General features: G+C 73.7%; 24 protein-coding genes and 1 tRNA gene. 13 read left to right on the top strand and 12 right to left on the bottom strand.

Going from position 1 to position 26,792, the window contains the following annotated elements:
* Positions 1–4 precede the first annotated feature (4 nt).
* Positions 5–2,050 (bottom strand): bifunctional glycosyltransferase 87/phosphatase PAP2 family protein, encoded by a 2,046-nt coding sequence (locus ABT296_RS23105; protein ID WP_351930259.1) that lies wholly within the window; start codon positions 2,048–2,050, stop codon positions 5–7.
* A gap of 257 nt (positions 2,051–2,307) precedes the next feature.
* Here ABT296_RS23105 and ABT296_RS23100 point away from each other — a divergent pair, with 257 nt between their 5' ends.
* Positions 2,308–2,979 (top strand): O-methyltransferase, encoded by a 672-nt coding sequence (locus ABT296_RS23100; protein ID WP_351930257.1) that lies wholly within the window; start codon positions 2,308–2,310, stop codon positions 2,977–2,979.
* Between the two features lie 39 nt (positions 2,980–3,018).
* Here the strand turns inward: ABT296_RS23100 and ABT296_RS23095 are convergent, their stop codons facing one another.
* Entirely contained in the window at positions 3,019–3,411 is a 393-nt protein-coding gene (locus ABT296_RS23095; protein ID WP_351930255.1) for a hypothetical protein, read from the bottom strand.
* An 80-nt stretch (positions 3,412–3,491) separates the two neighbouring features.
* Between ABT296_RS23095 and ABT296_RS23090 the strand changes: the two genes are divergently transcribed.
* Positions 3,492–3,911 (top strand): DnaJ family domain-containing protein, encoded by a 420-nt coding sequence (locus tag ABT296_RS23090; protein ID WP_351930253.1) that lies wholly within the window; start codon positions 3,492–3,494, stop codon positions 3,909–3,911.
* On the opposite strand, the gene ABT296_RS23085 is transcribed toward ABT296_RS23090, so the two are convergent.
* The 3 genes from ABT296_RS23085 to ABT296_RS23075 form a co-directional block, all read right to left on the bottom strand.
* The gene (locus ABT296_RS23085; protein WP_351930251.1) at positions 3,900–4,631 is read right to left on the bottom strand and encodes a hypothetical protein; all 732 of its coding nucleotides are present in this window, start codon (positions 4,629–4,631) and stop codon (positions 3,900–3,902) included. The genes ABT296_RS23090 and ABT296_RS23085 overlap by 12 nt on opposite strands.
* Before the next feature lie 5 nt (positions 4,632–4,636).
* Positions 4,637–5,212: a hypothetical protein gene (locus ABT296_RS23080; protein ID WP_351930249.1), complete on the bottom strand. Its 576-nt coding sequence runs from the start codon at positions 5,210–5,212 to the stop codon at positions 4,637–4,639.
* Between the two features lie 161 nt (positions 5,213–5,373).
* Positions 5,374–7,410: an MDR family MFS transporter gene (locus ABT296_RS23075; RefSeq protein WP_351930247.1), complete on the bottom strand. Its 2,037-nt coding sequence runs from the start codon at positions 7,408–7,410 to the stop codon at positions 5,374–5,376.
* A 189-nt stretch (positions 7,411–7,599) separates the two neighbouring features.
* Here ABT296_RS23075 and ABT296_RS23070 point away from each other — a divergent pair, with 189 nt between their 5' ends.
* The gene (locus ABT296_RS23070; RefSeq protein WP_351930245.1) at positions 7,600–8,562 is read left to right on the top strand and encodes a peptidoglycan-binding domain-containing protein; all 963 of its coding nucleotides are present in this window, start codon (positions 7,600–7,602) and stop codon (positions 8,560–8,562) included.
* Between the two features lie 168 nt (positions 8,563–8,730).
* On the opposite strand, the gene ABT296_RS23065 is transcribed toward ABT296_RS23070, so the two are convergent.
* A complete protein-coding gene (locus ABT296_RS23065; protein WP_351930244.1) occupies positions 8,731–9,396 on the bottom strand; it encodes an HAD family hydrolase in 666 nt (221 codons plus the stop codon).
* 180 nt (positions 9,397–9,576) lie between these two features.
* Positions 9,577–10,158 (bottom strand): TMEM165/GDT1 family protein, encoded by a 582-nt coding sequence (locus ABT296_RS23060; RefSeq protein WP_351930242.1) that lies wholly within the window; start codon positions 10,156–10,158, stop codon positions 9,577–9,579.
* A 352-nt stretch (positions 10,159–10,510) separates the two neighbouring features.
* Between ABT296_RS23060 and ABT296_RS23055 the strand changes: the two genes are divergently transcribed.
* From ABT296_RS23055 to helR, 5 genes are all read left to right on the top strand, one after another.
* Positions 10,511–11,155 carry an HNH endonuclease family protein gene (locus ABT296_RS23055; protein WP_351930240.1) on the top strand — a complete coding sequence of 215 codons (645 nt, stop codon included), beginning with the start codon at positions 10,511–10,513 and terminating at the stop codon, positions 11,153–11,155.
* Between the two features lie 77 nt (positions 11,156–11,232).
* On the top strand, positions 11,233–12,873 hold the full coding sequence (locus ABT296_RS23050) for an alkaline phosphatase D family protein (protein ID WP_351930238.1): 1,641 nt from the start codon (positions 11,233–11,235) through the stop codon (positions 12,871–12,873).
* 243 nt (positions 12,874–13,116) lie between these two features.
* Positions 13,117–15,006 carry an FAD/NAD(P)-binding protein gene (locus ABT296_RS23045; RefSeq protein WP_351930236.1) on the top strand — a complete coding sequence of 630 codons (1,890 nt, stop codon included), beginning with the start codon at positions 13,117–13,119 and terminating at the stop codon, positions 15,004–15,006.
* Positions 15,007–15,106: 100 nt separating this feature from the next.
* The gene (locus ABT296_RS23040) at positions 15,107–15,709 is read left to right on the top strand and encodes a DedA family protein (RefSeq protein WP_351930234.1); all 603 of its coding nucleotides are present in this window, start codon (positions 15,107–15,109) and stop codon (positions 15,707–15,709) included.
* A gap of 186 nt (positions 15,710–15,895) precedes the next feature.
* A complete protein-coding gene (gene helR, locus ABT296_RS23035; protein WP_351930232.1) occupies positions 15,896–18,046 on the top strand; it encodes an RNA polymerase recycling motor ATPase HelR in 2,151 nt (716 codons plus the stop codon).
* Here the strand turns inward: helR and ABT296_RS23030 are convergent.
* Positions 18,023–18,370 (bottom strand): DUF8825 domain-containing protein, encoded by a 348-nt coding sequence (locus ABT296_RS23030; protein ID WP_351930230.1) that lies wholly within the window; start codon positions 18,368–18,370, stop codon positions 18,023–18,025. The two genes, helR and ABT296_RS23030, sit on opposite strands and share 24 nt — an antisense overlap.
* 106 nt (positions 18,371–18,476) lie before the next feature.
* On the opposite strand from ABT296_RS23030, the gene ABT296_RS23025 reads away from it, so the two are divergent.
* Positions 18,477–18,983, top strand: a complete 507-nt coding sequence (locus ABT296_RS23025) for a GNAT family N-acetyltransferase (RefSeq protein WP_351930228.1) — start codon at positions 18,477–18,479, stop codon at positions 18,981–18,983.
* A gap of 42 nt (positions 18,984–19,025) precedes the next feature.
* On the opposite strand, the gene ABT296_RS23020 is transcribed toward ABT296_RS23025, so the two are convergent.
* Positions 19,026–19,922: a ketopantoate reductase family protein gene (locus ABT296_RS23020; RefSeq protein ID WP_351930226.1), complete on the bottom strand. Its 897-nt coding sequence runs from the start codon at positions 19,920–19,922 to the stop codon at positions 19,026–19,028.
* 119 nt (positions 19,923–20,041) lie between these two features.
* On the opposite strand from ABT296_RS23020, the gene ABT296_RS23015 reads away from it, so the two are divergent.
* Positions 20,042–20,272: a DUF2277 domain-containing protein gene (locus tag ABT296_RS23015; protein WP_351930224.1), complete on the top strand. Its 231-nt coding sequence runs from the start codon at positions 20,042–20,044 to the stop codon at positions 20,270–20,272.
* A 74-nt stretch (positions 20,273–20,346) separates the two neighbouring features.
* On the opposite strand, the gene ABT296_RS23010 is transcribed toward ABT296_RS23015, so the two are convergent.
* Positions 20,347–20,418, bottom strand: a tRNA-Val gene (locus ABT296_RS23010).
* A gap of 164 nt (positions 20,419–20,582) precedes the next feature.
* Here ABT296_RS23010 and ABT296_RS23005 point away from each other — a divergent pair.
* The 3 genes from ABT296_RS23005 (at position 20,583) to ABT296_RS22995 (ending at position 23,343) form a co-directional block, all read left to right on the top strand.
* Entirely contained in the window at positions 20,583–21,353 is a 771-nt protein-coding gene (locus ABT296_RS23005; RefSeq protein WP_351930222.1) for a DUF4097 family beta strand repeat-containing protein, read from the top strand.
* A 77-nt stretch (positions 21,354–21,430) separates the two neighbouring features.
* Positions 21,431–22,813 carry a hypothetical protein gene (locus tag ABT296_RS23000; protein ID WP_351930220.1) on the top strand — a complete coding sequence of 461 codons (1,383 nt, stop codon included), beginning with the start codon at positions 21,431–21,433 and terminating at the stop codon, positions 22,811–22,813.
* A gap of 308 nt (positions 22,814–23,121) precedes the next feature.
* Positions 23,122–23,343: an FmdB family zinc ribbon protein gene (locus tag ABT296_RS22995; RefSeq protein ID WP_351930218.1), complete on the top strand. Its 222-nt coding sequence runs from the start codon at positions 23,122–23,124 to the stop codon at positions 23,341–23,343.
* 169 nt (positions 23,344–23,512) lie between these two features.
* Here the strand turns inward: ABT296_RS22995 and ABT296_RS22990 are convergent, their stop codons facing one another.
* Entirely contained in the window at positions 23,513–24,328 is an 816-nt protein-coding gene (locus tag ABT296_RS22990; RefSeq protein WP_351930216.1) for an HAD family hydrolase, read from the bottom strand.
* Entirely contained in the window at positions 24,328–26,790 is a 2,463-nt protein-coding gene (locus ABT296_RS22985; protein WP_351930214.1) for a phosphoribosyltransferase, read from the bottom strand. The genes ABT296_RS22990 and ABT296_RS22985 overlap by 1 nt, the downstream gene beginning before the upstream one ends.
* Between the last annotated feature and the right edge of the window lie 2 nt (positions 26,791–26,792).

The raw sequence follows: 26,792 nt of genomic DNA, 5'->3' as shown, positions 1-26,792 counted from the left end.
CCGGTCAGCTCGGCGCGCGGTCCTTCACCGGCTCCCGCTCGCCGCTGACCGCCGCCCGGCGCACCGGCCGGGCCCGCGGCCCCTGGAGCAGGTACGTCAGCCCGAAGCCGGCGCCGACGACGAGGGCTCCGCCGAGGGCGTCCAGCACCCAGTGGTTGCCGGTGACGACGATCGCGGTGAGCGTGAGGGCGGGGTGGAGCAGGCCGAGGGCCTTCATCCAGGCTCTGGGCGCCACGACCGCGATGACCAGACCGCACCACAGCGACCAGCCGAAGTGCAGCGACGGCATCGCCGCGTACTGGTTGGTCAGCGCGGTGAGGGTGCCGTAGTCCGGCTGGGAGAAGTCCTGCACGCCGTGGACCGTGTCGATGATCCCGAGCCCTGGCATCAGCCGGGGCGGGGCCAGCGGGTAGAGCCAGAAGCCGACCAGGGCGAACAGGGTGGCGAAGCCGAGGGCGGAGCGGGCCCAGCGGTAGTCGACCGGGCGGCGCCAGTAGAGCAGGCCGAGCACGGTCAGCGGGACCACGAAGTGGAACGACGTGTAGTAGAAGTCGAAGAACTCCCGCACCGGGGCGGCCTTCACCACGGCGTGGTTGAGGGTGTGCTCGATGTCGATGCGCAGCACGCGTTCGAGGTCGAGGATCTGCTGCCCGTGCTCCTCGGCCCGCTCCCGCCCGGCCGAGTTGCTGCCGCCGGTCGCGGCGAGGCGGACCTTGGCGTAGGCGGCGTAGCCGACCCGGATGAGCAGCAGTTCCAGCAGCAGGTTCGGCCGGGTGAGGGGCCGGCGCAGGAACGGCAGCAGCGGGACGTGCCGGAAGCGGGTGGGGACGGGGTCGGCGTACCGGGTCGGGACCGGCGAGCGGTAGTGGGGCGAGGTGCGGGAGAGGAACGGCACGAAGGTGGCGGCGGCGAGCGCGGCCAGCAGGACGAGGTTGTCCCGCAGCGGGTACAGGGCCGCCATGTCCGGCAGCATCATCCTCGCCGGGAGGGACATCGCCAGCACCACGGCGACCGGCCACAGCCAGCGGTCGGACGCCTTCCTCCCGACCCGGCCGACCACCGTGAGCAGCACCCACAGCAGCTGGTGCTGCCAGGCGGTGGGCGCGGCCACCATGGCGGCGCAGCCGGTGACGGCGACGGCGAGCAGCGGCTGCCCGTCACGGGCGTAGCGCACCGCGCGGCGCACGCCGAGGACGGCGACCGCGGCAGCGAGCGCGAGGAACAGGCCGATCTCCGGCGGCCCGTCCAGGCCCAGCCGCAGCAGGGCGCCGTGCAGGGACTGGTTGGCCGGCAGGTCGGCCCGCCCGCCGAGCCCGGCCCCTGCGATGTGGTGGACCCAGTAGGTGTACGAGTCGTGCGGCATCGCCGCCCAGGCCAGCAGCGTCGTCCCGGCGAAGGTCGCCCCGGAGGCCGCGGCGGCGCGTCCGCGCCCGGTGCACCACAGCAGGGGAACGAAGAGCAGCAGGGTCGGCTGGAGGGCGGCCGCGACGCCGATGAGCACCCCGCTCGCCCGTTGCCCGCGTACGGCGAGACAGCCGAGCAGGACGAGCAGGACCGGGACGACGCTGGTCTGGCCGAGCCAGAAGCTGTTGCGCACGGGCAGCGACAGCATCAGCAGGGTCACCGCGACGGGAGCGGCGAGCAGGGAGGTCCGCCGGCTCACCGGGTGGGGCAGCGCGCGGGCGGCGACCAGACCGAGGGCGACGACCAGGAGCAGGGTGGCGAAGGTCCAGCCCCCGCCGAGGGCCTGCTCGGCGGACCGGGTCAGGGGCTTCAGCACAAGTCCCCCGAAAGGGGTACCGGTGAAGAGCGTGGAGTCGTAGAGCGAGCCGTTGACATGGAGGACGCCGTCGGGGCCGACCCAGGTCTCCAGGTCCGTCAGGCGCTCCCCGCGGGGGGTGCCGAGGACGACGGCGACCTGCCGTACGGCGAGCACCGCGGCGATCAGCCAGAGCCCGGCGCGGGCCGCACGCAGGCGTGTCCCGGCCGCTCCGACGGCCGTCGCTCCGAACGTGTCCGCCGGTCGCCCGCCGCGCTCCGCATCCGCCACGCCTGATCGGCCTCCCGCCCCTTCCGCCCCGCGCCTGTCGCGCGGGAGATCCCTTTTGCGAACCCTATGAGGCTTGCACCACCTCGGGATGAGATGCAGGCAACCCCCGGTTCACCGGATACCCCCTTCTTTTTCCCGAATGACGATAGTCCGGGGCTTGATATCTCGCTTTGGGGCGGTCACGACGGCATCGGCGGCTATATTCCTTAGCAACACTACTTAGCCGCTCTAACTAGCCATATGAAAGGCACAGCCGTATGAGCGAGTCGCAACTCTGGGACGCCGTCGACGACTACTTCTCCGCCCATCTCGCCCCGGACGACGAGACGCTGCGGGCGGCCCTGCGCGACAGCGAGGCGGCGGGCCTCCCGCAGATCGCGGTGACCTCGACCCAGGGCAAGCTGCTCCAGCTGCTGGCGCAGACGCAGGGCGCGCGGGGCATCCTGGAGATCGGCACCCTCGGCGGCTACAGCACCATCTGGCTGGCCCGCGCGCTGCCCGCCGACGGCAGGCTGATCTCCCTGGAGTACAGCCCGCTCCACGCCGAGGTCGCCACCCGCAACCTCGCGCGGGCGGGCCTGGACAAGGTGGCCGAGGTGCGCGTCGGCCCGGCCCTGGACCTGCTGCCCCGGCTCGCCGACGAGAACCCGGCCCCCTTCGACCTGGTCTTCATCGACGCCGACAAGCGGAACAACCCGCACTACGTGGAGTGGGCGCTGAGACTCACCAGCGCGGGGAGCCTGATCATCGTGGACAACGTGGTGCGCGGCGGCCGGGTCACCGACGCGGGCAGCACGGACCCGGACGTACGGGGCACCCGCGCGGCCGTCGAACTGCTCGGCAGCCACCCGCGCCTGAGCGCCACCGCGATCCAGACGGTCGGCGGCAAGGGCTACGACGGCTTCGCGCTGGCCCGGGTGCTGGCCTAGCGGGGCGCCGGGGCGAGGGCCCCGGCGCCGGATCGCGGGTCAGACCTCGTGGTAGAAGCCGACGTTGACACTGCGCGGCGCGGTGCGGTCCTGCACGACGATCTCCCCGCTGCCGCCCCTGGGCAGCGGGGCGGTGCCTCCGTAGGCGAGGGGGTGGACGGCCTGGCCGACGACGATCCGCACCTCGGAGGACGGGTCGGGCTGCGAGCCGCGCAGCCAGGACACGTGCCAGGTGCCGTCCGGGCCGCACAGGAACTCCAGGTGCACCCGGGAGACGAACAGCCAGTCGTCCGGCGTGCTCAGCCGGCAGACGGACTTGTCCCGGCCCACGCGCAGCACGGCGCCCGGCTCGCTGGGCGCGTCGGCCATGAGCATGCCGGCCGTGGCACCCTCCTCCGCCGCGGTGACGGCGGCCATGGTGAGTTCGAGCACGGGCGTTCCTCCTGAAGTGTCCTTACACAGCGGCCGCATGATAAATCGCCCGGCCCTGCCGTGTCCGGCACAATGGAGTCATGACCGAGCGAAAGCCACCGGGGGTCCCGTTCGAGTCCTGGGTGGACAAGCAGATCCGCGACGCGGAGCGGCGGGGCGAGTTCGACCAACTCCCCGGCGCCGGGCAGCCGTTGCCGCCGGGCACGGACACCTCGTACGACGAACTGTGGTGGATCAGGCAGAAGATGGCCCGCGAGGGCCTCTCGGTGCTGCCGCCGACCCTCGCGCTGCGCAAGGAGGCGGAGGACGCCCTGGAGGCGGCGCTGAAGGCGCCCACGGAACGGCTGGTCCGGAAGATCGTCACGGACGTCAACGCCAAGATCCGGGACATGATGTTCAGGCCGCCGCCCGGCCCCCCGCTGGGCATGAAGCCGTACGACGTGGAAGACGTGGTACGGCGCTGGCGGGAGGCCGGGCGGCCGGGGACCTCAGACGTGTAGCAGACGGTCGGCGAGCTCCCGGTAGTCGCGCAGGGCGAGCCGGAGCCGCTCGGTGTCGGAGGCGGCCCGGTCGTGCTGCCAGGAGCCGCGCAGGGTGTCGCGGCGCTGGTGCAGCGCCTCGGTGACCCGCCCGGCCAGTTCCTCCAGCAGCTGGTCGGCCTCCTCGACCGCGGCACGCGGCGCGTCGATGAATCCGGACAGCGCGCCCTGGAGGCGCAGGTCGAGCTTGTCCTGCTCCTCGCGGGGCAGCAGGGGCTTGCCGCCGGTGTCGGCGCTCTGCGGGTGCTTGCCGGGCGCCTCCTCGGGGGCCTTGCCGGCCGACGCGGCGCGCTCGGGGCGTGCGGCGCGTGCGTGCGGGGCGTCCGGCAGCGGCACCGGCGTGGGGGCGGCCGGGGGCGGCGGAGGGGCGCCGGCCGGGCCGGTGGCCGAGCGCGCGCCGGGCGCCTCGGCGGTGCCCGCGGGGTCCGCAGCGGCGGCGAGCCCCGTGCTGCGTCCGCCGTCCACGGCCGGCCCGCGGTCCACGCCCCGGCCGCCGCCGTCGGCGGCCCTGCCGTCGCCGGCCGACCTGGCCCTGTCGGCGTCGGTCCTGCCGCGGTCGTTCGTCTCACCGCGGTCGTTCGTGATGCCGCGGTCGTTCGTGATGCCGCGGTCGGTGGTCCTGCCGTCGCCCACGGGCTTGTCGGTGCCGGTCGTCCGGCCGGTGGTGTCCTTCTCGGTCATGTCGCTCAACTCCCCTTGTGCAGCGCGGGCTCACGGGACGATTCAAAACCGACGAGCTCCTTGAAGAGCCCGCGGGCCTCGACGATGGCGGCGCGCATCTCCTCGGTGTCGGCGCCGTTCGACTCGGCCGAGGCCCGGTGCACGCGCCGGTAGCCGTCGACGTGGCGCGGATGGTGGACGGAGAGCGCCTCCAGCTGCTCCTCACGCCGGCCGCCCTCGGGGAAGCCCCGCTCGACGGCGAGTTCGGCCAGCAGCCGGTCGGCCTCGCGGAGGGACTCCTCGGGCGACTCGACGAAGTGCGCCTGGGCCTCGGCCCAGCGCTCCTTGTACTCCTGCCGGCGCTCGGGCTCCAGCGGACGCTCGTGCAACGACCCGTGCCGCTGCACCAGTTCGCCCAGCTCCCGCTCGGCGGCCTTGGCGTCACCGTTGTGGCGGGCGACCGCCAGCTCGTACTCGGGCCCGAAGCGCCGCTTGAGGCTCCGGCCCCGCTGCGGACCCCGGGCCCGCAGACCGGGAACGGCCGCGACGACGACAGCGGCCACCACGATCACAATCAGAGCGATGATCAGGCCTGTGGACATGGATGCCTTCCGGTGTCGACCCAACCGGCCCTCCGTGCAAGCCGGTACGGGAACCGGGTTGCCGCGCCGGGCACCCTCAAACAGGACCGCGCGAGAATGACGGACCTGACCCGGCCGTCCACCCGGACGGCCCAACTCCCCCGCGCCGCCCGCGAGGTCGCTCAGCCGGGCCTGCCGGACGGTCCTTCGTGGGGCTGTTCGCGGTCCGAGCCGCACAGTTCCGTGTTGAGCTCCTTGACCAGCTGGACCAGGTCCGTAGGCCGGTCCGGCCCCCACCAGTCGCCCAGCAGCTCGGCGAGCGAGTCCTCGCGGGCCTGCGCGAGCCGGTGCGCCGCCGCACGGCCCTCGTCGGTCAGGACCAGGTCCAGCCCTTCCCGGACGGCCAGCCTGTGCTCCTCCACCTGGCGGGCCGCTTCGAGGATCACCGAGATCGGTACCGTGCTGCGCTCGGCGAGCCCGCCGGGCTCCACCCAGCCGTACTTGTTGATGCGCAGCAGCAGCCAGCTCGCGCCGGGGAGCAGGTCGTAGCCCGCCCGTTCGGTGATCTTCACGTAGATCTCGCGGCGGCCCTCCCGGGTGCCCAGCACCGACAGCGCCCGGCACACCTCGTCGTAGGAGGACCGCTCCACCGGGTTGCTGGCCAGCGTCTCGGTGATGTCCGGCGCGGTGACCGAGCCGCGCAGCCGGTCCTCCTTGAGGAACCAGGCCAGCACGAAACCGAGGACGGCGACGGGGGCGGCGTAGAGGAAGACGTCCGTGATGGAGGTGGCGTACGCCTCGATCACCGTGGGCCGCAGCGAGGAGGGCAGTTCGGAGATGCCCCGCGGGTCCGACTCCAGCGCGTCCACCGTGACGCCGTCCGGCAGTCGGACGCCCCGGAAGGCGTCCGCGAGCTTGTCGTCGAGGCGGGCGGTGAAGACCGTACCGAAGATCGCGACGCCGAAGGACGCGCCGATGGACCGGAAGAAGGTCGCGCCCGAGGTGGCGACGCCGAGGTCCTCGTAGCCCACGGCGTTCTGCACGATCAGCACGAGCACCTGCATGACCAGGCCGAGTCCGAGGCCGAAGACGAAGAAGCACAGGCTCATCACGGCGGTGGAGCTGTCCACGTCGAGCTGGTGGAGCAGCAGGAGCCCGAGGGCGGTCACACCGGTGCCCGCGACGGGGAACACCTTCCAGCGGCCGGTGCGGCTGACGATCTGCCCGGAGACGGTCGACGCCAGCAGCAGCCCGAGCACCATCGGCAGCATGTGCACACCGGACATGGTGGGCGTCACGCCCTGCACGACCTGGAGGAATGTCGGCAGGTAGGTCATCGCCCCGAACATCGCGAACCCGACGATGAAGCTGATGACGGCGGAGAGGGCGAAGGTGCGGATCCGGAACAGCCTGAGCGGCAGGACCGGTTCGGCGGCCCGCCGCTCCACCGCCACGAAGGCCAGGGCGAGTACGGCGCCCAGGAGGGCGAGCCCCACGATCTGCGGGGAGCCCCAGTCCCAGGTGGTGCCGCCGAGCGAGGCGACGAGGACCAGGCAGGTGGCGACCGCGGCGATCAGGAAGGTGCCGAGATAGTCGATGACGTGCTTCTCGGTCCGGCGCGGGATGTGCAGCGCTGCGGCGATGACGGCGAGGGCGACGACCCCGACCGGCAGATTGACGTAGAACACCCAGCGCCAGCTCAGATGCTGGGTGAACAGGCCGCCGAGCAGCGGCCCGAGGACGCTGGTGGTGCCGAACACGGCCCCGAACAGCCCTTGGTAGCGGCCGCGTTCACGGGGTGGGACGAGGTCGCCGACGATGGCCATGGACAGCACCATCAGCCCGCCGCCGCCGAGGCCCTGGAGCGCGCGGAAGCCGATGAGCTGCGGCATGTCCTGGGCCATGCCGCACAGCGCCGAGCCGATCAGGAAGATGACGATCGCGATCTGGAACAGCCGTTTGCGCCCGTACTGGTCACCGAGCTTGCCCCAGAGCGGGGTGGCGGCGGTGGAGGCCAGCAGATAGGCGGTGACGACCCACGACAGGTGCTCCATGCCGCCGAGGTCGCTGACGATGGTGGGCAGCGCCGTGGAGACGATGGTCTGGTCGAGGGCGGCGAGCAGCATCCCCAGCAGCAGGGCGCCGATCGGCACGAGGACGTTGCCGGGCACGTTCTCCCGGACCACGGTGCCGTGCCGTGCGTGGGTATCCCCGGCCATGTGCGGTCCTCCCGGGCCTCCTGGGGCTCAATGCAAGTTCCATCGTGGGTGGTGTGGCCGGTTATGGCCTGTTGAGTCCTGCCGGACTCCGGGCTTGGAGGGGGGCGCGGCGCCGCCGCTGTGAAGGAAATCTGCATAATCTCTGGAGTTCGCGAGGGGAGTCGCGACGCGAGGGGAGGGTCGAACGACATGACAGGACCGAAGGACCACGCCTGCCCGGAGTGCGGGGCGCCGCGGGCCGCTGACAACACCCCGTCCTGCGCCTGCACGGAACGGGCGTCGGAGGCCCTGCGCGACGCGCGCGAGGCCCAGGCAGCGGCGGCGGAGGACTTCGACCCGCTGCGCATACGCCCGTACGTGGAGCTGGACGGCGGTACGGAGCCGGAGACGCCGGCGCCCCCGGCGGAGGCGGACCCGGCGGCGACGATGGCCCTGCGCATCCCGCCGCTGCCGGAGCCGAGCGCCGGCGACATCCGCCTCTTCGAGGCCGGACAGTCGGGCGCGGCCGACATCCGCCTGTCCGAGGCCGGACAGCCGGCCCCGGAGGACCGCCCGCGGGGCCGCCGCAAGACGGTACTGCTGCTGGGGGCGGCGACGGCCGCGGTCACCGTGGTGGCGGCGGCCGGTATGGCCAGCGGCCTGTTCGGCTACGAGACGCCCACCCGGGACACGGCCCGCCCGGAGGTCGTACGCCCCGGCGTCCCGGACGCCTCACCGACGCTGACGACGGCGGTCCCGAAGTCCTCGGCGTCCCCGTCCGCCTCGGCGTCGACCACGTCCCCCTCACCGTCCGTGAGCGAGTCCCCGTCCCCCTCGGCGTCGAGCGCGTCCCCGTCCGCCTCACCGACGGCCACGCAGACCCCGACCGAGACCCCGACCACGGTCCGCGCCTCCGACCCCCCGACCACACCGGAGGAGGCACCGGAGCCCACGGTCCTGCGCAGAGGCGACCGGGGCCCCGAGGTCACGGAACTCCAGCTCCGCCTGCACCAGCTCTGGCTCTACAACGACGACATCAACGGCAACTTCAACCACCGCGTCGAGGACGCCCTGAGGAACTACCAGTGGAGCCGCGGAGTGGGCCGCGACACCCTGGGCGTCTACACGGCGGAAACCAGGGCGGCCCTGGAGTCGGAGACCTCGGAGCCCTGACCACAACAGGCCCCCCACCAGCCCGTCTGGGGGTGCCCCCTTTGGGGGAGTTTGAGGACGAGGCCCCTTCAGGGCCGAAGCGGGGGTCCGGGGGCGGCAGCCCCCGGGGTCGGGACGGGAAGGGGCGGCGGGGGCGAACACCCAAGGGGCGCCCCCCGGACCCACACCTCACCCCACGTGCAGCCGCACGCCCCCGCCCGCCAGAACCTCCACCCGCACCTGCGAAAGATCCCGCACCACGGCATCCGGCCCATGGAACCCGGCCTGGGGCCCAACCCCCACGACCCGCATCCCGGCCGCCCGCCCCGCCTGGATACCGGCCCCCGAGTCCTCGAACACCACACACTCCGCGGGTTCGATCCCCAGCTCGGCCGCGCCCTTGAGGAAGCCCTCGGGATCGGGCTTGCTGGCCCCCACGGACTCCGCCGTGACCCGGACGTCCGGCAGCTCCAGCCCCGCCGCGGCCATCCGCGCCGTGGACAGCGCGACGTCCGCCGACGTCACCAGCGCGTGCGGCACGGCCCCGGCCCGCAGCGCGGCGAGGAACTCCCCCGCTCCGGGGATCTCGACGACGCCGTCCATGTCGGCCGTCTCCTCCGCGAGCATCCGCGCGTTCTCGGCGTGGTTCTGCGCCATCGGCCGCGCGGGCAGCAGCAGCGCCATGGAGGCGTACCCCTGCCGCCCGTGGACGACCTTCATGACCTCGTCCCCGTCCAGCCCGTGCCGGTCGGCCCAGCGGCGCCAGATCCGTTCCACGACGGCGTGCGAGTCGACGAGGGTGCCGTCCATGTCGAGCAGGAGGGCGCGGGCGGTGAGAGAGACGGTGGCCGTCATCGGCAGCTCCAAAGCGCGGGGTGGTGAACAAGGTGGCCCCGCCCGCCGGTCAGGGAAAACGGGCGGGATCCACTTTGTTTCTCTACGGTACAAAACAGTTCCATGATCCCGCCACCGCCTCCGGGAAACGTTCATCCCCCGTTCAGCCCGGCGGGCGGCACGGCCGGGGCCGGCCGCCGGTCAGCCGGCGATCGCCTCCCACAGGCTCCACACCCCGAGCCCGAGCATCAGCAGCGCCGCGACCTGCGTGATCAGCTTCAGCGGCACCCGCTTCATCAGCGCCTTCCCGCCGACGATCCCGAGTCCGGCGACCGCCCACAGCGCGAGCACCGCACCGAGGCCGACGGAGAGCGGGTCGTCGTAGCGCGCCGCGAGGTTCGCCGTCATGATCTGCGTCAGATCACCGAACTCGGCGACGAGGATCAGCATGAACCCCGCCCCGGAGACCTTCCAGAACGACTGGTCCTCCGGCTTGCGGATCTCCTCCTCGCCCTCGCCCTTCTTCATCAGCAGCACCGCCGCGCCACCGAGGAACAGCACACCGGTCAGCGCGTGCACCAGCTGCTGCGGCAGCAGGGTGAGCACGCTGCCCGCCGCGACGGCGAGCGTGACATGGAGCGCGAAGGCGGCGGCGACGCCGGCGAAGACGTAGGAGGCGCGGTAGCGGGTGCCGAGGACGAGTCCCGCGAGCGCCGTCTTGTCGGGCAGTTCCGCGAGAAAGACGACGCCGAAGACGAGCGCCGTCACGCTGATGCTGATCAAGGTTCCTCAATCGGTCGGGCTGCCCCACCGAGAGTGCGTCACCGCAAAAAAAGACACCTCGGCACGGCAGCGCACGGTCAATGCACTGCTTTGCCGAAGGTCTCGCTGGCACGACCTCTGACGAGATCGGCCTCCGGGCGCCGGCTCAGACGAGCTGAGCAGTATGTCGACGGTCCGGCGAAGAGCTACTCCCCTTCTGCTCGAACCAGTGTACGTGAATGTTTCGCCATGAACCTTGTCATGTCATGCACGCGTCATTAACTTCTCACCCAACGCACACCCCCCGGCAACACGGCGCCGCGAGCATTCCCGTGCCCGTACGCCAACACCCCCAGGTCCCAAGGGAGTTCGCATGTCGAAGTTCTACGCGCGTCGACGCCTGAGCATACTCGCCGCGTTCACGGGTCTCATAGCCTCCGTCGGCCTTTTCAACGGGCCGGCCGCCTCCGCCGCGCTCCCCACCCCGGTCAGCGCCGCCACCGCCCGCACCTACCTCGCCTCGCTGACCGTGGCGACCGAGGACCGCACCGGCTACAACCGCGACCTGTTCAACCACTGGATCACCATCTCCGGCAGCTGCAACACCCGTGAGACGGTCCTCAAGCGCGACGGCTCCAACGTCGTCACCGACTCGGCCTGCGCCTCGACCAGCGGCAGCTGGTACTCCCCGTACGACGGCGCCACCTGGACCGCCGCCTCCGACCTCGACATCGACCACCTCGTCCCGCTCGCCGAGGCCTGGGACTCCGGTGCCGACAACTGGACCAGCTCCAAGCGCCAGTCCTTCGCCAACGACCTGACCCGCCCGCAGCTCATCGCGGTCACCGACAACGTCAACCAGGCCAAGGGCGACCAGGACCCGGCCACCTGGATGCCGTCGCGCACCGCCTACCGCTGCACCTACGTCCGCGCCTGGGTCCAGGTGAAGTACTACTACGGCCTCTCCGTGGACACCGCCGAGAAGAGCGCGCTCACCGGCTATCTGAACGCCTGCTGATCGAAAGACCGTCCGGAACCTCCCCAACGGCCTCCGTCGTTCCGTACCGTACGGTGCGACGGAGGAGAGTGATCGCTGTGGCGGAACTGCGCCTGGGACCACTGCTGAGATACGCCGACGGTTCGTCCGCGACCGTGTGGGTCGAGACGAGCCGTCCCTGCGCCGCCGAGGTGCGCGGCGCGGCGGGCGCGCACGGCGGGACCCGCACCTTCCAGATCGCCGGGCACCACTACGCCCTGATCGAGGTGGGCGGACTCACACCGGCCACCACCGAGGCGTACGAGGTGTTCCTGGACGGCGCCCGGGTGTGGCCGCTGCCCGACTCCCCGTTCCCGCCCTCGGTGATCCGCACCCCGGAGGCCGACGGCACCGTCCGGGTCGCCTTCGGCTCCTGCCGCTGGGCCGCCCCGCCGGACGGCGGCCACGACCCGGTCGGCCCGGACGCCCTGGACACCCTCGCCTCCCGGATCGCGGCCGACCCCGACGGCGAGCGCCCCGACGTGCTGGTGCTCCTGGGCGACCAGGTCTACGCCGACGAGGTCTCCGAGGACACCCGCAACTGGCTCGCCGCCCGCCGCGACCTGAGCGAGCCCCCGGGCGCCGAGGTCGCGGACTACGAGGAGTACACCCGGCTGTACTACGAGTCGTGGCTCGACCCCGAGGTGCGCTGGCTGCTGTCCACCGTGCCCAGCTGCATGATCTTCGACGACCACGACGTCATCGACGACTGGAACACCTCCGCCGCCTGGCTCGCCGACATGCGGGCCACCCCGTGGTGGCGCGAGCGCCTGCTGAGCGGCCTGATGTCGTACTGGGTCCACCAGCACCTGGGCAATCTCGGCCCGGCCGAGCTGGCCGCCGACCCGCTCTACGCCGCCGTGCGCGACGCGGCCGACGGCACCGACGAGCTGCGCGCCTTCGCCTGCCGGGCCGACGCCGAACCGGCCGGCGTGCGCTGGAGCTACCGGCGCGACTTCGGCCGGGTGCGGCTGCTGATGGTCGACACGCGGGCGGCCCGGGTCCTGGAGGAGGACCGGCGCGCGATGCTCGACCCCGGCCAGGCGGCCTGGCTGCGCGCGCAGATCCACGACGACCGCGGCTCCTACGACCACCTCCTGATCGGCACCTCGCTGCCCTGGCTGCTGCCGCACCTGGTGCACGACGCCGAGGCGTGGGACGCCGCGCTGTGCCGGGGCGAGCGGGGCGAGCGCTGGGCGCGGTTCGGGGAGCGGCTGCGGCGGGCGGCGGACCTGGAGCACTGGGCGGCCTTCCCGGCCTCGTTCGAGGCGCTGGCGGAGGCGGTCCGGCAGGCGGGCTCGGGGGCGGGGGCGCCGGCGACGGTGTGCGTGCTGTCGGGGGACGTGCACCACGCGTACGTGGCCGAGCCCACCTGGCCGGGCGACGAGGGGCCCGAGGCCCGGGTCCTGCAGCTCACCTGCTCCCCGGTCCACAACTCCGTCCCGCGCTACATCCGGGCCGGCTTCCGGTTCGGCTGGAGCGCGCCCGCACGGGCCCTCGGCCGGCGTATCGCGGGGCACGGCGGGGTGCCCCGGCCCCGGATCGACTGGCGGCGCACGGGCGGACCGTGGTTCGGCAACCAGCTGATGACGCTGGTGCTGCGCGGGCGTTCGGCCACCCTGCGCCTGGAGCAGGCAGCCCCGGAGAAGGGCGGCGGGGCCCGGCTGCGGACGGTCGCGGAGTCCCGGCTCAGCCCGTAGAAGGCCCGCCGCCGAATCCCAACTAGGCCCGCAACAAGCCTCTTTCAGGCGCCGGCCACCCCGCCGGCCCCGGATGCCCCGATGCCAGTGACGCATCCCACAGTCCCGCCGACCCGGCCCCGGAAGCACCCCCCGGCACCGGCATGATGAGGCGGACCGTCCGCTTCCTACGGGGCCTTCGGGCACCGCGGTCCGGCAGGCGGTCCGCCCGCCCATGCGCCCCACCGCCCGGGAGTCACCCCCTTGCCTGCACCGTCCTCGGCCCCCGTACCCGTCTCCGTCGCCGTGGTCGGCGCCGGACCGCGCGGCACCGGCGTCCTGGAACGCCTCTGCGCCTCCGCCCCCGAACTCCTGCCGCCCGAGGCCCGGTTGACGGTCCACATGGTCGATCCGGCGCCACCGGGGCCGGGCCGGGTGTGGCGCACCGCGCAGTCGCCCGAGCTGCTGATGAACACCGTGGCCTGCCAGGTGACCCTGTTCACCGACGCCAGCGTCGGGTGCGCGGGCCCGCTGCGGCCGGGCCCCAGCCTGCACGAGTGGGCGGGCGGCACGATCGGGCCGGACGAGTACCCGACCCGCGCCCAGTACGGGCGTTACCTGGAGTGGGTGTTCGCCCGTACGGTCCGCGAGGCACCGCCCTCGGTCGACGTCCGCACCCACGCGGCCCGGGCGACCCGGCTCGACGACGCCCCCGACGGCAGCCAGAGCCTCACCCTCGACGACGGCCGCACCCTGACCGGGCTGTCCGCCGTGGTCCTGGCCCAGGGCCACCTGCCCACGGCGCCCGACACGGCGCAGCGCCGCCTCACCGGGTACGCCGAACTGCACGGCCTGCGCCATGTCCCGCCCGCCAACCCGGCCGACGTCGACCTGTCGGCCGTACCGCCGGGCGAACCGCTGCTCCTGCGCGGTCTTGGCCTGAACTTCTTCGACCATCTGGCACTGCTGACCACCGGCCGGGGCGGCCGGTTCGTCCGGGCCGGCGGGCGGCTGCGCTATCTGCCCTCCGGTGACGAGCCCCGGCTGTACGCCGGTTCGCGGCGCGGGCTGCCGTACCAGGCGCGCGGGGACAACGCCAAGGGCCCCTACGGCCGGCACCGCCCGCTGCTGCTGACCCCCGGGGTGATCGCCGGCTTTCGCGAGCGGGCGCGGTCCGGCCGGGCCCCGGACTTCCTCGCCGAGATCTGGCCGCTGGTGGCCAAGGAGGTGGAGGCGGTCTACTACGGCGCCCTGCCCGGCACCGGAGCGGACTTCACCGGCCGCTTCCTCGCCCTCGCGCACCGCGGTCCCGAAGAGGCCGCGCTGCTCGACGAGTTCGGGATAGCCGAGGGCGACCGCTGGTCCTGGGACCGGATCTCGCGGCCGTACGCGGGCACCGGGTTCGGCGGGCCGGGGGCGTGGCGGGGCTGGCTGCTGGCGTATCTGCGCGAGGACGCCCGGCAGGCCGCCCTGGGCAATGTGGCGGGCCCGCTGAAGGCGGCGCTGGACGTGCTGCGGGACCTGCGCAACGAGCTGCGGCAGATCGTGGACCACCGGGGGCTGTCCGGGGTGTCCCGGCGGGACCATCTGGACCGCTGGTACACGCCGCTCAACGCGTTCCTGTCCATCGGCCCGCCCCGGCGCCGGGTGGAGGAGCTGGCGGCGCTGCTGGAGGCGGGGGCGGTGGAGGTGCTCGGACCGCGTCTGGAGGTGCGCGAGGAGGACGGCGCCTGGGTCGCGCACTCCCCCGCGGTGCCGGGTTCGGCGGTGCGCGTGACCACGCTGGTGGAGGCCCGGCTGCCGGAGCCGGATCTGCGCCGCACCTCCGACGAACTGCTCGCCCGGCTGCTGAAGACCGGGCAGTGCCGTCCGCACACGGTCGACGGCCACGAGACCGGCGGACTGGACGTGACCGAGCGCCCCTACCACCTGATTGACCGTCAAGGACGTCCGCATCCAAGGCGGTTCGCGTTCGGTGTGCCGACGGAGGGGGTGCACTGGGTGACCGCGGCCGGGGCCCGGCCGGGGGTGGACTCGGTCACGCTCGCGGATGCCGACGCGGTGGCCCGGGCCGCCCTGGACCGGCTGTCCGCCCGGCGCTCCCCGGCGCGGGCCGCCGAACCCCTGGCCGGGCGGACCCCCACGACGGCGTGACCGGAAGAACATCACGTATTGAGCACACGCGCCCCCTGTGAACCCTCCGTCACTCCCCGCGGCGTACGCTGTACAGCCACGGGGGAAACGGGGAGCCGGGGTGTTGGAGAGTTTCGAAAGTGTGGGGTCACTGACCGCCAGTCCATGGATCTACTGGGCGGTGGCGTTGTCGGTCCTGCTGGATGTGTTCCTGCCGGTCCTGCCGAGCGGGGTGCTGGTGATCATGGCGGCCACCGCGGCGGCGGCGGGAACGGCGGCGGAGGTGCCCGACATCCTGGCGCTGACGCTCTGTGCGGCGACCGCGTCGGTGCTGGGTGATCTGGTGGCCTACCGTCTCGCCTGGCACGGCGGCTCCCGGCTGAGCCGGACCATCGCCCGTTCGCGGCGGCTGACCACCGCGCAGGAACGTCTCGGCGCGGCTCTGGCCCGCGGCGGCGGCGCCCTGGTCGTCCTCGCCCGCTTCGCCCCGGCCGGCCGCTCGGTCGTCTCGTTCTGCGCCGGAGCGGCGCACCGGCGGGCCCGGGACTTCCTGCCCTGGTCGGCGCTGGCCGGTCTGTCCTGGGCCACCTACAGCGTCGCGCTCGGTTACTTCGGCGCGCAGTGGATGGGCGCCAGCTGGCTGGCCACGGGGGTGTCCCTGGGGGCTCTGGCGGCGGCGGGCGCGGGGGCGACGTACCTGGTGCGACGGCGCCCGGCGGCCTGACGGCCGGGGGCGGTCCGCGGCCCGTTCGCGGGGTGCGGCGCAGGCCCGTACATGACGAAAGGCAAGGAAGCGCATCCCTTGCCACTCTCAACTTATAGCGCACGGGGGGCCTTGCGGCAAGGCCCCCCTGGTGCCGCACAATCGCTCTTCCAACGCCCCTAGCTGCGGAAATGAGTGACTCACGAAGTGACCGCCCCACTGGTTGACAGCGCGTTCGACCTGCCCGACCGTCTCGCCGCCAAGGCGGACCCCGCGCTGATCGCCGTCGACGAGCGCCAGTTCGCCGCCATCGCGGAGAGCCTGGAGCGGACCGTCGCCGAGCTGTCCGACAGCCTCGCCAGGGAGCTGCGGGCTCCCGGCGGCGCGGGACGGGCGGCGATGGACCGGGACGCGGAGGTCCACCGGCTCACCTCCCGGCTGCGGGTCCTGCGCCGCTTCGGGCTCGATCTGGTCCTCGGCCGGATCGTCGGCGCCGACGGCCGGCCCGTGTACATCGGCCGGTTCGGCCTGACCGACAGCACCGGGCACCGGCTGCTGATCGACTGGCGCTCCCCCGCGGCCGAGCCGTTCTTCGGGGCGACCCACGCGAGCCCCATGGGCCTGGCCAGCCGCCGCCGCTACCGCTGGCAGGGCGGTCTGATCGTCGACTACTGGGACGAGGTGTTCACCGCCGACGGCCGTGAGGGGCACGCGGCCCTCGACGACCAGTCCGCGTTCATCGCCACGCTGGGCGCGGGCCGCTCGGACCGGATGCGGGACGTACTGGCCACCATCCAGTCCGACCAGGACGCCATCGTCCGCGCCGGTTCGCGCGGCGCCCTCGTCGTCGACGGCGGCCCGGGCACCGGCAAGACCGTCGTCGCCCTGCACCGCTCCGCCTACCTGCTCTACTCCGACCCGCGGCTCGGCGGGCGGCGCGGCGGCCTGCTCTTCGTCGGCCCGCACCAGCCGTACCTGTCGTACGTCTCGGACGTGCTGCCGAGCCTCGGCGAGGAGGGGGTGCAGACCTGCACGGTGCGCGATCTGGTCGCCGAGGGCGCCGGGGCCGCGGAGGAGACCGATCCCGAGGTGGCCCGGCTGAAGTCCTCCGCCGCCCTGGTGCGCGGCATCGAGAAGGCGGTGCGGTTCTACGAGGAGCCGCCCACCGAGGCGATGACGGTCAGCACCCCGTGGGGCGACGTACCGCTCACCGCGGCGGACTGGGCCGAGGCGTTCGAGGCGCCCGGGCCGGGCACCCCGCACAACGAGGCCCGCGAGCTGATCCGGGAGGAGCTGTCCACCCTCCTGCTGGACAGGCTCGGCGCCGAGGTGCCGCCCGACCGGTTCCACCGGTCGCTGCTGCACGACCAGGAGCTGGTCGGGGCGCTCGACCGGGCCTGGCCGCTGATCGAGGCGGCCGACCTGGTCGGTGACCTGTGGTCGGTCCCCGCCTATCTGCGCCTGTGCGCGCCCTGGCTCACCCCGGAGGAGGTGCGGACGCTCCAGCGCAAGCAGGCCCCGCACGCCTGGACGGTGTCGGACCTGCCGCTGCTGGACGCGGCCCGGCAGCGGCTCGGCGACCCGGGCGCGGCCCGGCGCCGGCGGCGGCAGCAGGCCGCGCTGGCCGCGCAGCGCGACCGGATGGCGCAGGTGGTGGAGAACCTCATCGCCGCCGACCACGACGGCGAGGGTCTGATGACGCAGCTGCGCCGGGAGGACTTCCAGCGCAATCTCGTCGACGAGTCCGAACTGCCCACCGCCGACCCCGATGTGCTGGCCGGTCCGTTCGCGCACGTCGTGGTGGACGAGGCGCAGGAGCTGACCGACGCGGAGTGGCAGATGCTGTTGCAGCGCTGCCCGTCGCGGAGCTTCACCATCGTCGGCGACCGGGCGCAGGCCCGGCACGGTTTCACCGAGTCGTGGCGGGAGCGGCTCGAACGGATCGGTCTGGACCGGATCGAGGTGGCCTCGCTGAGCGTCAACTACCGGACGCCGGAGGAGGTCATGGCTCAGGCGGCGCCGGTCATCCGGGCGGCCCTGCCGGACGCCAACGTGCCGACGTCGGTGCGCAGTTCGGGGATTCCCGTGCTGCACGGCCGGTACGCGGACCGGGACGCGATCCTGTCGGAGTGGCTCGGCGCGCACGACGAGGGCGTCGCGTGTGTGATCGGCGACCCGGCGTTCCGGGCGACCTCGCGGGTGCGGTCGCTGACGCCGGAGCTGTCCAAGGGGCTGGAGTTCGACCTGGTGGTCGTGGTCGACCCGGAGCGGTTCGGGGAGGGGATCGAGGGAGCGGTGGACCGCTATGTGGCGATGACGCGGGCGACGCAGCGTCTAGTCGTCCTCACCGGCTCCTGACCGGCCGTGCGCGTGCTTGGCGTTCATCCGGGCGTCGACGCGGTCCGCCGCGGCGACCTCGGCCCAGAAGCGGTGCGTGCTGACGAACACCGCGAGTTCGTGCTCGCGCCGCCGGAGCTTCTCCACGGCCGCCTGCTCGTCGTCGGTCCAGCCGGGGGAGGCGGGGCGCTCGATCTTGCGCCAGCCGTTGTCGTCACTGAATCCCTCCAGCGGCTCGACCGACCAGGGCAGGCGCTTGAGCAGGGCCGACAGCTCGGCCCTGACCTGATGCAGCTCCTCCTGACCGGCGAGGAGGTCACTCGGAAAGTCATAGGTCGTTGCCACGGCGGCAATGGTACGCCTGTTCGATTTTGAGAGGCGAGTTGCTTCGCGGGGTTCATTCGAACGGGTGGGTCATCGCGCGGCGGAGACAAGCGCCCAAAATGGAGGGATGCACTCACACTGGACCGCCCGCCCCGAGACCGCCGCCGACGTCGACGTCGTCCGTGACATCGTCCTGGCCGCGTTCGAGACGCCGCTGGAGGCCGACCTGGTGGACGCGCTGCGCTCCGACGACGCCTGGATCGACGGCCTGTCCCACGTCAGCGCCGGCCCGGACGGAACGCCCGTCGGGTACGCCCTGCTGACCCGCTGCCGGATCGGGGAGGTCCCGGCGCTCTGTCTCGCCCCCGTCGCCGTCCACCCCGACCAGCAGCGCCGGGGCGCGGGGGACGCGGCGATCCGGTCCGTCCTGGAGGCGGCCCGGCGGCGGGGCGAGGAGTTCGTCACGGTCCTCGGCCACCCCGGGTACTACCCGCGCTTCGGCTTCGAAAGGGCCGCCGCGCACGGCATCGGCGTCCCCTTCGACGTCCCCGAGGAGGCCCTGATGGCCCTCGCGCTGGGGTCCGCCCCGCTCCCGGCCGGCACCATCCGGTACGCCGGGCCCTTCGGCATCTGACCCGCCCGCACCACGGCGGACGGGCCGGCCGCGCGCCCCGGCTCAGTACCCCGCGGCCCGCAGCTCCCCCACCAGCCGGGCGGCCACGGGGACGGCGACCGCGTGCCGGTCCGCCGCGCGCAGGAGGGCGCCGCCGATGGCGTCGAGCTCGACGGGGCGTCCCGCCTCGGCGTCCCGCTGCATGGAGGACCTGGTGGCCGCCGGGAACGCGTCGTAGCGGGCGAGGGCCTGGGCCGGGTCGGCGGGGCCGCCGCACGCCCGGCTGACCGCGGCGGTCTCCTCGACGAGCGCCGTCAGTTCCTCCCGGTGGCGGGTGCGCACCTCGCCCAGCGGCAGGGCGTGCCGGGTGGTCAGCAGCGCGAACGGCGCGAGGAACGACATCTTCGCCCACAGCGCCGCGGTCTCGTCCTCCACCACCCGGGTGACGGGACCGGCCGCCCCGAGCGCCTCCGCGAGAGCGTCCAGCCGCTCGCGGGCCACCGCGTCACCGGCGAGATCGACCTCGGCGAACGGGCTGCGGTGCTCGATCACCCCGGGGGCGACCCGGGTGGACTCCACCCGGATGACACCGGGCGCGACGAGATCGTGCCGGTGCCGCTCCCGCAGCGCTGCGGGGTGCTCCACGCCGTTGAGGAACGGTACGAGGAGGGCGTCGCCCAACGCCTTGGCCGGAATCCGCTCCAGGGCCGCGTCGAGGGAGGTCTGCTTGACCCCGATCAGACAGGCGTCCACCGGCTCGCGCAGCTCGGTGTCGGCCTCCACGCGCGCGGTGAAGTCGCCGTAGAGCCCGGAGCGGACCCGCAGGCCCGACTCGCGCAGCACCCGGACCGTGTCCTCGCCCGCCAGGCAGACGACCCGGTGCCCGGCGCGGGAGAGCAGGGCCCCGAGCAGGCCACCGACTCCGCCGGGCCCGAGTATCGCGACACTGAGGCTGGTCATGGTGGAACGTCCTTTCGCCGGTCGGCCCCGTCGGTCCGGTGGCCGCCTCCGCGGCGATCATGGCAGACCTCGCGCGGGCAGGGGGACGGATTGTCAGTGCCGCGCGCAAGACTGGACACATGTGCCGAAGCATCAAGACACTCCGCCCGCCGGCGTTGCCCGAAGAGGCCACCGAGGACGACATCAGGGCCGCGGCCCTGCAGTACGTCCGCAAGGTCTCCGGGTTCCGCGCCCCCGCCGCCCACAACCGCGAGGTCTTCGACCAGGCCGTCGACGCGGTCGCCCAGGCCACCGCGCACCTGCTCGCCGACCTGGAGGTCCGCGGCCACCCCGCCCGCACGGCGGGCTGACCCCGCCCCGGGGAGACCAAAGGAAAGAGGCCCCCCGGATTCCCGGGAGACCTCTGGCCTGTTTCCTGCTTCGGTGGGCGCGGACGGTTTCGAACCGCCGACATCCTGCTTGTAAGGCAGGCGCTCTACCCCTGAGCTACGCACCCGTGACGAGTCGACAGCGTACCTTGCCGGGGGCACTGCCCGGCAAACCCGGGGGTTAACCCCACCCGGGATCCGGGAGCGTCCCGGATCCCGCCGCGGCGCGCGGGTTCGTACCGTCGGAGTGGCCGGTCACCGGGACCGGCGTTCCGTACAGGGGGAGGCCGTCATGGCCCGTGGTGGTGTGGCTCGTGCTGTGGTCGTCGGGGGTGTCCTGCTGCTGGCCGGCGCGGGAACGGCCGCCTGCGGGGCCTCCGCGGCGGACGACAAGGAGCCCGAGACGCGCTCCTTCGCCCTGGAGGGGCGCACGCTCGTCGTCGACTCCGACGACTCCGCGCTGGAGATCGTCGCCGCCGAGGACCACACGGCGGGACGGGTCGAGGTGACCCGGTGGTTCAAGGGCTCGGTCGTGGTGGGCGGCGAGCCCGAGGTGACCTGGCGGATGGAGGGCGACCGGCTGACGCTGCGGATGCACTGCTCCGGCGTGATCGCCGACTGCTCCGCCCGGCACCGGATCGAGGTGCCGCGCGGTGTCGCCGTACAGGTCCAGGACGGCGACGGCAGCGTCCGCGCCCGGGGCTTCGAGGACGCGCTGAACATCCGCACCGGCGACGGCTCGGTGCACGTCACCGACAGCAACGGACCGCTGCGGGTGCAGACCGGGGACGGCTCGGTGCGCGCCGAGGTCGACTCGCGCGAGGTCCGCGCGCAGACCGGCGACGGCTCGGTGCGGCTCCAACTCGGCGTCGTACCCGACCTGGTGGAGTCCCGCACCGGCGACGGCTCGGTGACGATCGAGGTGCCGAGCGCCACGTACCGGGTGACCACGCAGACCGGCGACGGCGGGGTCGACGTGGACGTCCCGCGGGACGAGCACAGCGCGCACGTGCTCACCGCCCGTACCGGCGACGGCAAAGTCACGGTCCGAACCGCGAACTAACGGGCCCGTGTGTTCGTCCTTAACCGGTGGGAGAATGACAGCTCCGGGCAGGGCGGACGACAGCACGGGAGAGGGATGTGACGGCGACACCATCGCAGCCGTACTCGCCGTTGGTGCCGCGCGCACCCCGTCCCGTGCGCCGCGCGCTCGTGGACACCCTCACCCTGATGGCCCTGCCGCTCGCCGCGGCGCTCGCGCTGCCGGCCGCGTTCGCGGGCGGCGGCACCCGGCGCTGGTTCGGCGGGCGCGCCGAGAGCCAGCGGGCCGAGGCGCAGGCCGCGAAGGACGCGGCGGCCGCCGCCTTCTACGAACTCGACACCGCCCAGCGGGATCTGCGGATCTCGATAGAGACCATCACGGCCGTCGACGACTCCCCCGCAGCCCGGCGCGCGGTCACCGACTTCGAGGCGGTCAGCCGGCGGATCGACGAGGTCTCCCACCAGTACATCGAGGCCGTCGACGCCCATGACCTGGACCGGGACGACCTGGAGGCGTCGGCCGCGGTCCGCGCGCGCACGGAGCTGACGAAGGCCAAGGACGAGCTGGCGAACGTCAAGCGGGAGCTGGACCGCTTCGAGGCCGGCCTGGGCCCGCTGCTCGGCAAGGCGGAGACCCAGCTGGCCCGGCTGGCGCCCGCCGTGGAGCGGGCCCGGCAGGGACTGCTGGCCGCCTCCAACGCCCTGGACACGGTCCGCGGATCGGGGCTGCGGGCGGACGACCTGGCCGCCCGGCTCGCGGCGCTCGCCCCGGAGCTGACCAAGCTGAACCAGGGCGCGGGGCAGCACGGTGTGCCGCAGACGCTGGAGCGGGCCGAGCGGGTCGCGCGGGAGGCCGGGGCGGTGCGCGCGGAGGCCGAGCGGCTGCCGGAGCGGGCCGCCGAGATCGACCACCGGCTGGTCTCGCTGCGGACCCGGGCGCAGGCCCTCACCACCCGTTCCGAGCAGGTCGAGCCGATCCTCAGCGAGCTGCGGCGGCGGTTCGCGGTGGCCTGCTGGCAGGACCTCCAGGGGGTGCCGGACCAGGCGCTGGAGAACGTGCGGCAGGCCGAGCTGAAGCTGCGGGAGGCGGGGGTCGCGCGGGACGGGCAGCGCTGGCCGGACGCCACGGCGCTGCTGTCCACGGTCCGCGCGCTGCTGAACTCCACCGACGAGTCGGTCTCCGCCGCCGGGGACCGGCTGCGCCGGCTGAACGCGGTGCAGAAGGATCCGCAGGCGGAGATCGAGCGCACCCGGTTCGCGATCCGGGACGCCCAGCGGCTGGCGATGGCGGGCCGCAACACACCGGATCCGCGGCACGCCCGCCCGCTGGACGAGTCGGTGGCCCGGCTGGACCGCACCGTGGAGACCCTGGAGGGCCGGCACCCGGACTACTGGCACTTCCTGACGGAACTGGAGGGCGTCCGCGAGGCGGTGGCCCGCGTCGTGTCCCAGATCCGCGAGGAGCGGGGCGCGGGGCACTGAGGTCGGGGGGCGGGTGCGGGGCGGACCGCGACCGGCCACAGGTAGGGCGCGGGACGGTGCGGCTACCGGCCACCGGTAGGTCGCGGGGCGGGGCCGCTACCGACCACCGGCAGAGCGCGGGGACGAGGCCGGGCCGCTACCGGCCACCGCAGAGCGCGGGGCCCCTACCGGCCATCGCCAGGGCGCGGAGGCGAGGCGTGCGAGCCGCGACCGGCCACTGGCATCGACACGGGCACCGCCACCACCACGGCCACCGGAATGTGCCGCTCGCTCTACGGCATCCCCGCCCCGCCCGTTAACCTGTCCGCATGCCTCGCTATGACTACCGGTGCCGGACCTGCGGCGACACGTTCGAGATCAGCCGTCCGATGGCCCAGTCCTCCGATCCCGCGGCCTGCCCGGCGGGACACGAGGACACCGTGAAGCTGCTGTCGACGGTGGGCCTGGCCGTCGGCGGAGCGGCGAGCGCCCCCGCGGCGCCCCAGGGGGGCGGCGGAGGCGGCTGCTGCGGCGGGGGCTGCTGCGGCTGACGGCCGCACACGGCGGGCGGGGCGCACGGGGCGCGGCCCACGGGGCGTGACGCACGGGGCGGGCGGATCACCACCCACCCCCGGGCACGACCCGGCCCCGAGCACGACCCGGCCCCCGAGCGCGATCCGGCCCCCAGGCACGACCCGGCCCCCGAACGCGACCCGGCTCCTACTGCCTCGGCTCCCGCACCGCCCGCAGGAACTCCCGCAGGATGCGCTCGCCCGCGAGCACGCCCCGCTCGGGCAGCGCGGCGAGGGCCGGCGCGGTCCATTCCGCCTCGGCGAGTTCCCCGTGGCCCGGGCGCCAGCCCCGGTCCGCCGCGAGGAGCAGGTCCGCGTCGAGGAGGGAGTCGCCGGCCGCCAGGGTGAGGTCGGCCCCGGTGCGCAGGGCCAGTTCACGCATCGCGGCGCTCTTGGTGAGCGGCTTCGGCACGGCGTAGATCTTGCGGCCCTGGAGGGAGACCGTCCAGCCCCGGTTCTCCGCCCACACGGCCAGTTCCTTGACCCACTCCTCGGGCAGCAGCTCGCGCTCCACGACGAGGTAGGCGAACAGGTCCTCGGCGACCCGGTGCTTGCGCACCCAGACGGGGTCGGCGGTGGCCATCAGGTGCTCGCGGATCTCGTCGAGGGGCGCGCACTCGTCGGCGAGGCGGGCCAGGACCCGCCCGTGCCAGTCGGCGTCGGTGACGCCGTCCACCAGGAGGTGCCCGCCGTTGGCGCAGATCGCGTACTTCGGGGGCGGGCCGGGCAGGTTGATCCGCTGGTACTGCTTGCGGGTGCGGGTCGTGGTGGGCACGAACAGCGCCGCGTCGCCGAGTTCCGTCAGCAACTGCGCGGCGGTCTCGGTCATGAACGACAGCGGCCGGGCCTCGTGCACCTCCACGCAGAGCAGCCGGGGCGCCCGCGCGTCCGGCATGGTCAGCGCGAGGGCCGCCGCGGAGTAGATGAGGGTACGGTCCAGGTCACTCGCCACCAGCACCGGCATCAGGACGTCACCGTCCGGCCGTCGGCGCCCGTCGCCCCGCGCGTGTACTTCGGGTGGATCAACCCCACACAGGTGTACGGCAGTTCGGCGACCTCTTCCACCGGAACCCCTCTCTGTTCGGCAAGCAGTCGGACATGGTCCAGGTCGGCGCCGGCACCGGCCCGCGCCAGTATCTTCCAGGGCACCCGGCGCAGCAGGACCCGGGTGGTCTCGCCGACGCCCGGCTTGACGAGGTTCACGTCGTGGATGCCGTACTCCTCGCTGATCCGCTCGACCGCCGCCCAGCCCTCCCAGGTGGGGGTCCGGTCGGCCGAGAGCAGTTCCTTGGCCTGGGCGTCGACGGCGTCGGCGACCTCGGCGAAGCGGGCGGAGACGGCGTCCAGGAAGTCCACCGAGACGTCGGCGCCGGAGAGTTCGCGGTAGTACTTCGCGCCGTGGAAGTCGTTCGGGCCGACCAGGTCCGCGCGTAGGACGGTGCGGGAGATCAGGCCGGACACGGTGGAGTTGAGGCACGCGGACGGGATCAGGTAGTCCTCGCGGGTGCCGTAGGTCCGCACGCAGGAGCCCGGGTCGGCGAGGACGGCGATCTCCGGGTCGAAGCCGGTGATGCCCTCGGCGGCCTCGAACTCCTCGATGGCCGCGGCCAGTTCGCGGGTGATGGCGCCCTTGCCGGTCCAGCCGTCGACGAAGACGACGTCCCGGGGGTCGTGGTGGGCGGCCAGCCAGCGCAGCGCGTTGGCGTCGATGCCGCGGCCGCGCACGATGGACACCGCGTAGTGCGGCAGGTCCAGGCCGTGGCGGTGCTGGGCCCAGCGGCGCATCAGCACGCCGACCGGGGTGCCGGCGCGGGCCAGCGAGACCAGCACCGGGCGGGGCGAGCGCTCGGCGAGCACGACCTCGGTGACCGCGCCGACGGCCTGCGCGAGCCGGTCGGCGGACTCCTCCAGCGCGTCCTGGAAGAGCTGCTGGTAGCGGGCGCTCGGCTGGTACTCCACCGGCAGGGACTCCGCGTAGTGCGCGCCGCCGCTCTGGATGGCCTCCTCGCGCTCCTCGGTCGGCGCCTCCAGGGTGACCTCCGACAGGTCCTGGAGCAGCCAGCCCACCTCGTCGGGCGGGTACGAGGAGAAGGCGGGGCCGCGGAGGGGCTCGGGCAGCATCGAGGGCCTTTCGGGTACGTACAGGGGCTCGGGGACGTAGGACGGCACGACCGCGAGCAGGACGTGCGGGGCGTGTGCGGCGAGCCGGTCGAGCAGACCGCCGGGGGCGTGCAGTGCGGGGGTGTCGGCGGCGGAGTCGACGACGGCGACCACGGTGTCGAAGCCGGCGCCGGCGACGTTGTAGGCGTAGCGGTCGCCGGGGCCGTCGGCGGGGTCGTCGTGCGCGGGGAAGACCAGCCGGCTGCGGATGGCGTAGCCGGGGTCGTCGACCGCGAGGACCGGCGAGCGGGTGGTGGTGGAGTAGCGGACCTCGGCGTCGGTGAGCCGTTCCAGCCCGCCGGCGAGGCGGAGGGGGGCGTACATCAGCTCTTCGAAGCCGAGGACGAGGACGCGCCGGGCGCCCTCGGGTATCGCCTCGGCCAGCCGGGCGGACATGCCGGGCAGGGCCGCTTCGAGGCGCTCGCGGTGCGCGGGGGTGAAGCCGTGCCGGCCGCCGTCGGGCACGCCGCGGGGCCACCCGACATCGACCCGGGTGACCTGGCCGTACGGCGCCTGCGGTTGCGTGGGCGTCTGCGGGCCGGTGCGCTCCTCGTGCTCCGCGACGAGCCGCTGCCCCTTCTCCAGGACGCCCTCCGGCAGGCTCACCGTGCCGGAGGCGGCGGCCACCAGGTCCACGCGCGCGCCGATCTCCCGCGCGAACTCCTCCAGGCGCCCCGCGTCGGCCGCCGAGCGCATGTCGACCAGCGCGACGACGACGTACCGCCGTCTGGGGTAGCGCTCGTGCAGGTCGCGGATGGTGTTCAGGACGGTGTTGCCGGTGGAGAACTCGTCGTCGACCAGGACCAGCGGGCCGTCGCCGACGAGCAGGGCCGGGTCCTCGGGCAGCAGCAGATGGGAGGTGGCGTGGGAGTGGGACTCCTCGAAGCCGCCCGCCGCGGCGATGCCGGTGACCGGGCGGCGGGTGGAGTGCAGGTACGGGGCGAGGCCGAGGCCGTCGGCGACCGAGTGGCCGAGGCCGGTGGCGGTCTCCGCGTAGCCGAGCACGACGGCGCTGCGCGCCTGCTCGGCGCCCAGCAGCTCCCGCACCCGCCGCCCGAGGGCGAGACCGTGTCCGTAGACCACGGCAGGTGACTGCGGGATGTGTTTGCCGAGCACATGGGAGACGAGCAGGTGCGCCCGCTTGGGGTTGCGGCGCAGCGCGAGCCCCAGCAGGTCCTTCAGCGTGTCGTCGCCCGTGAGTCCGACCCCGAGCCGCTCGGCGACCCAGGTGCCGGACCAGACCCCGTTGTTCACTGCCTTGTTCATGC

Origin of the sequence: Streptomyces sp. NPDC000983, assembly GCF_040299205.1 — a bacterium.
Classification (GTDB): Bacteria; Actinomycetota; Actinomycetes; order Streptomycetales; family Streptomycetaceae; genus Streptomyces.
Note: the sequence above shows the minus strand (reverse complement) of the source record. Positions and strands in the feature narration are given on the sequence as shown.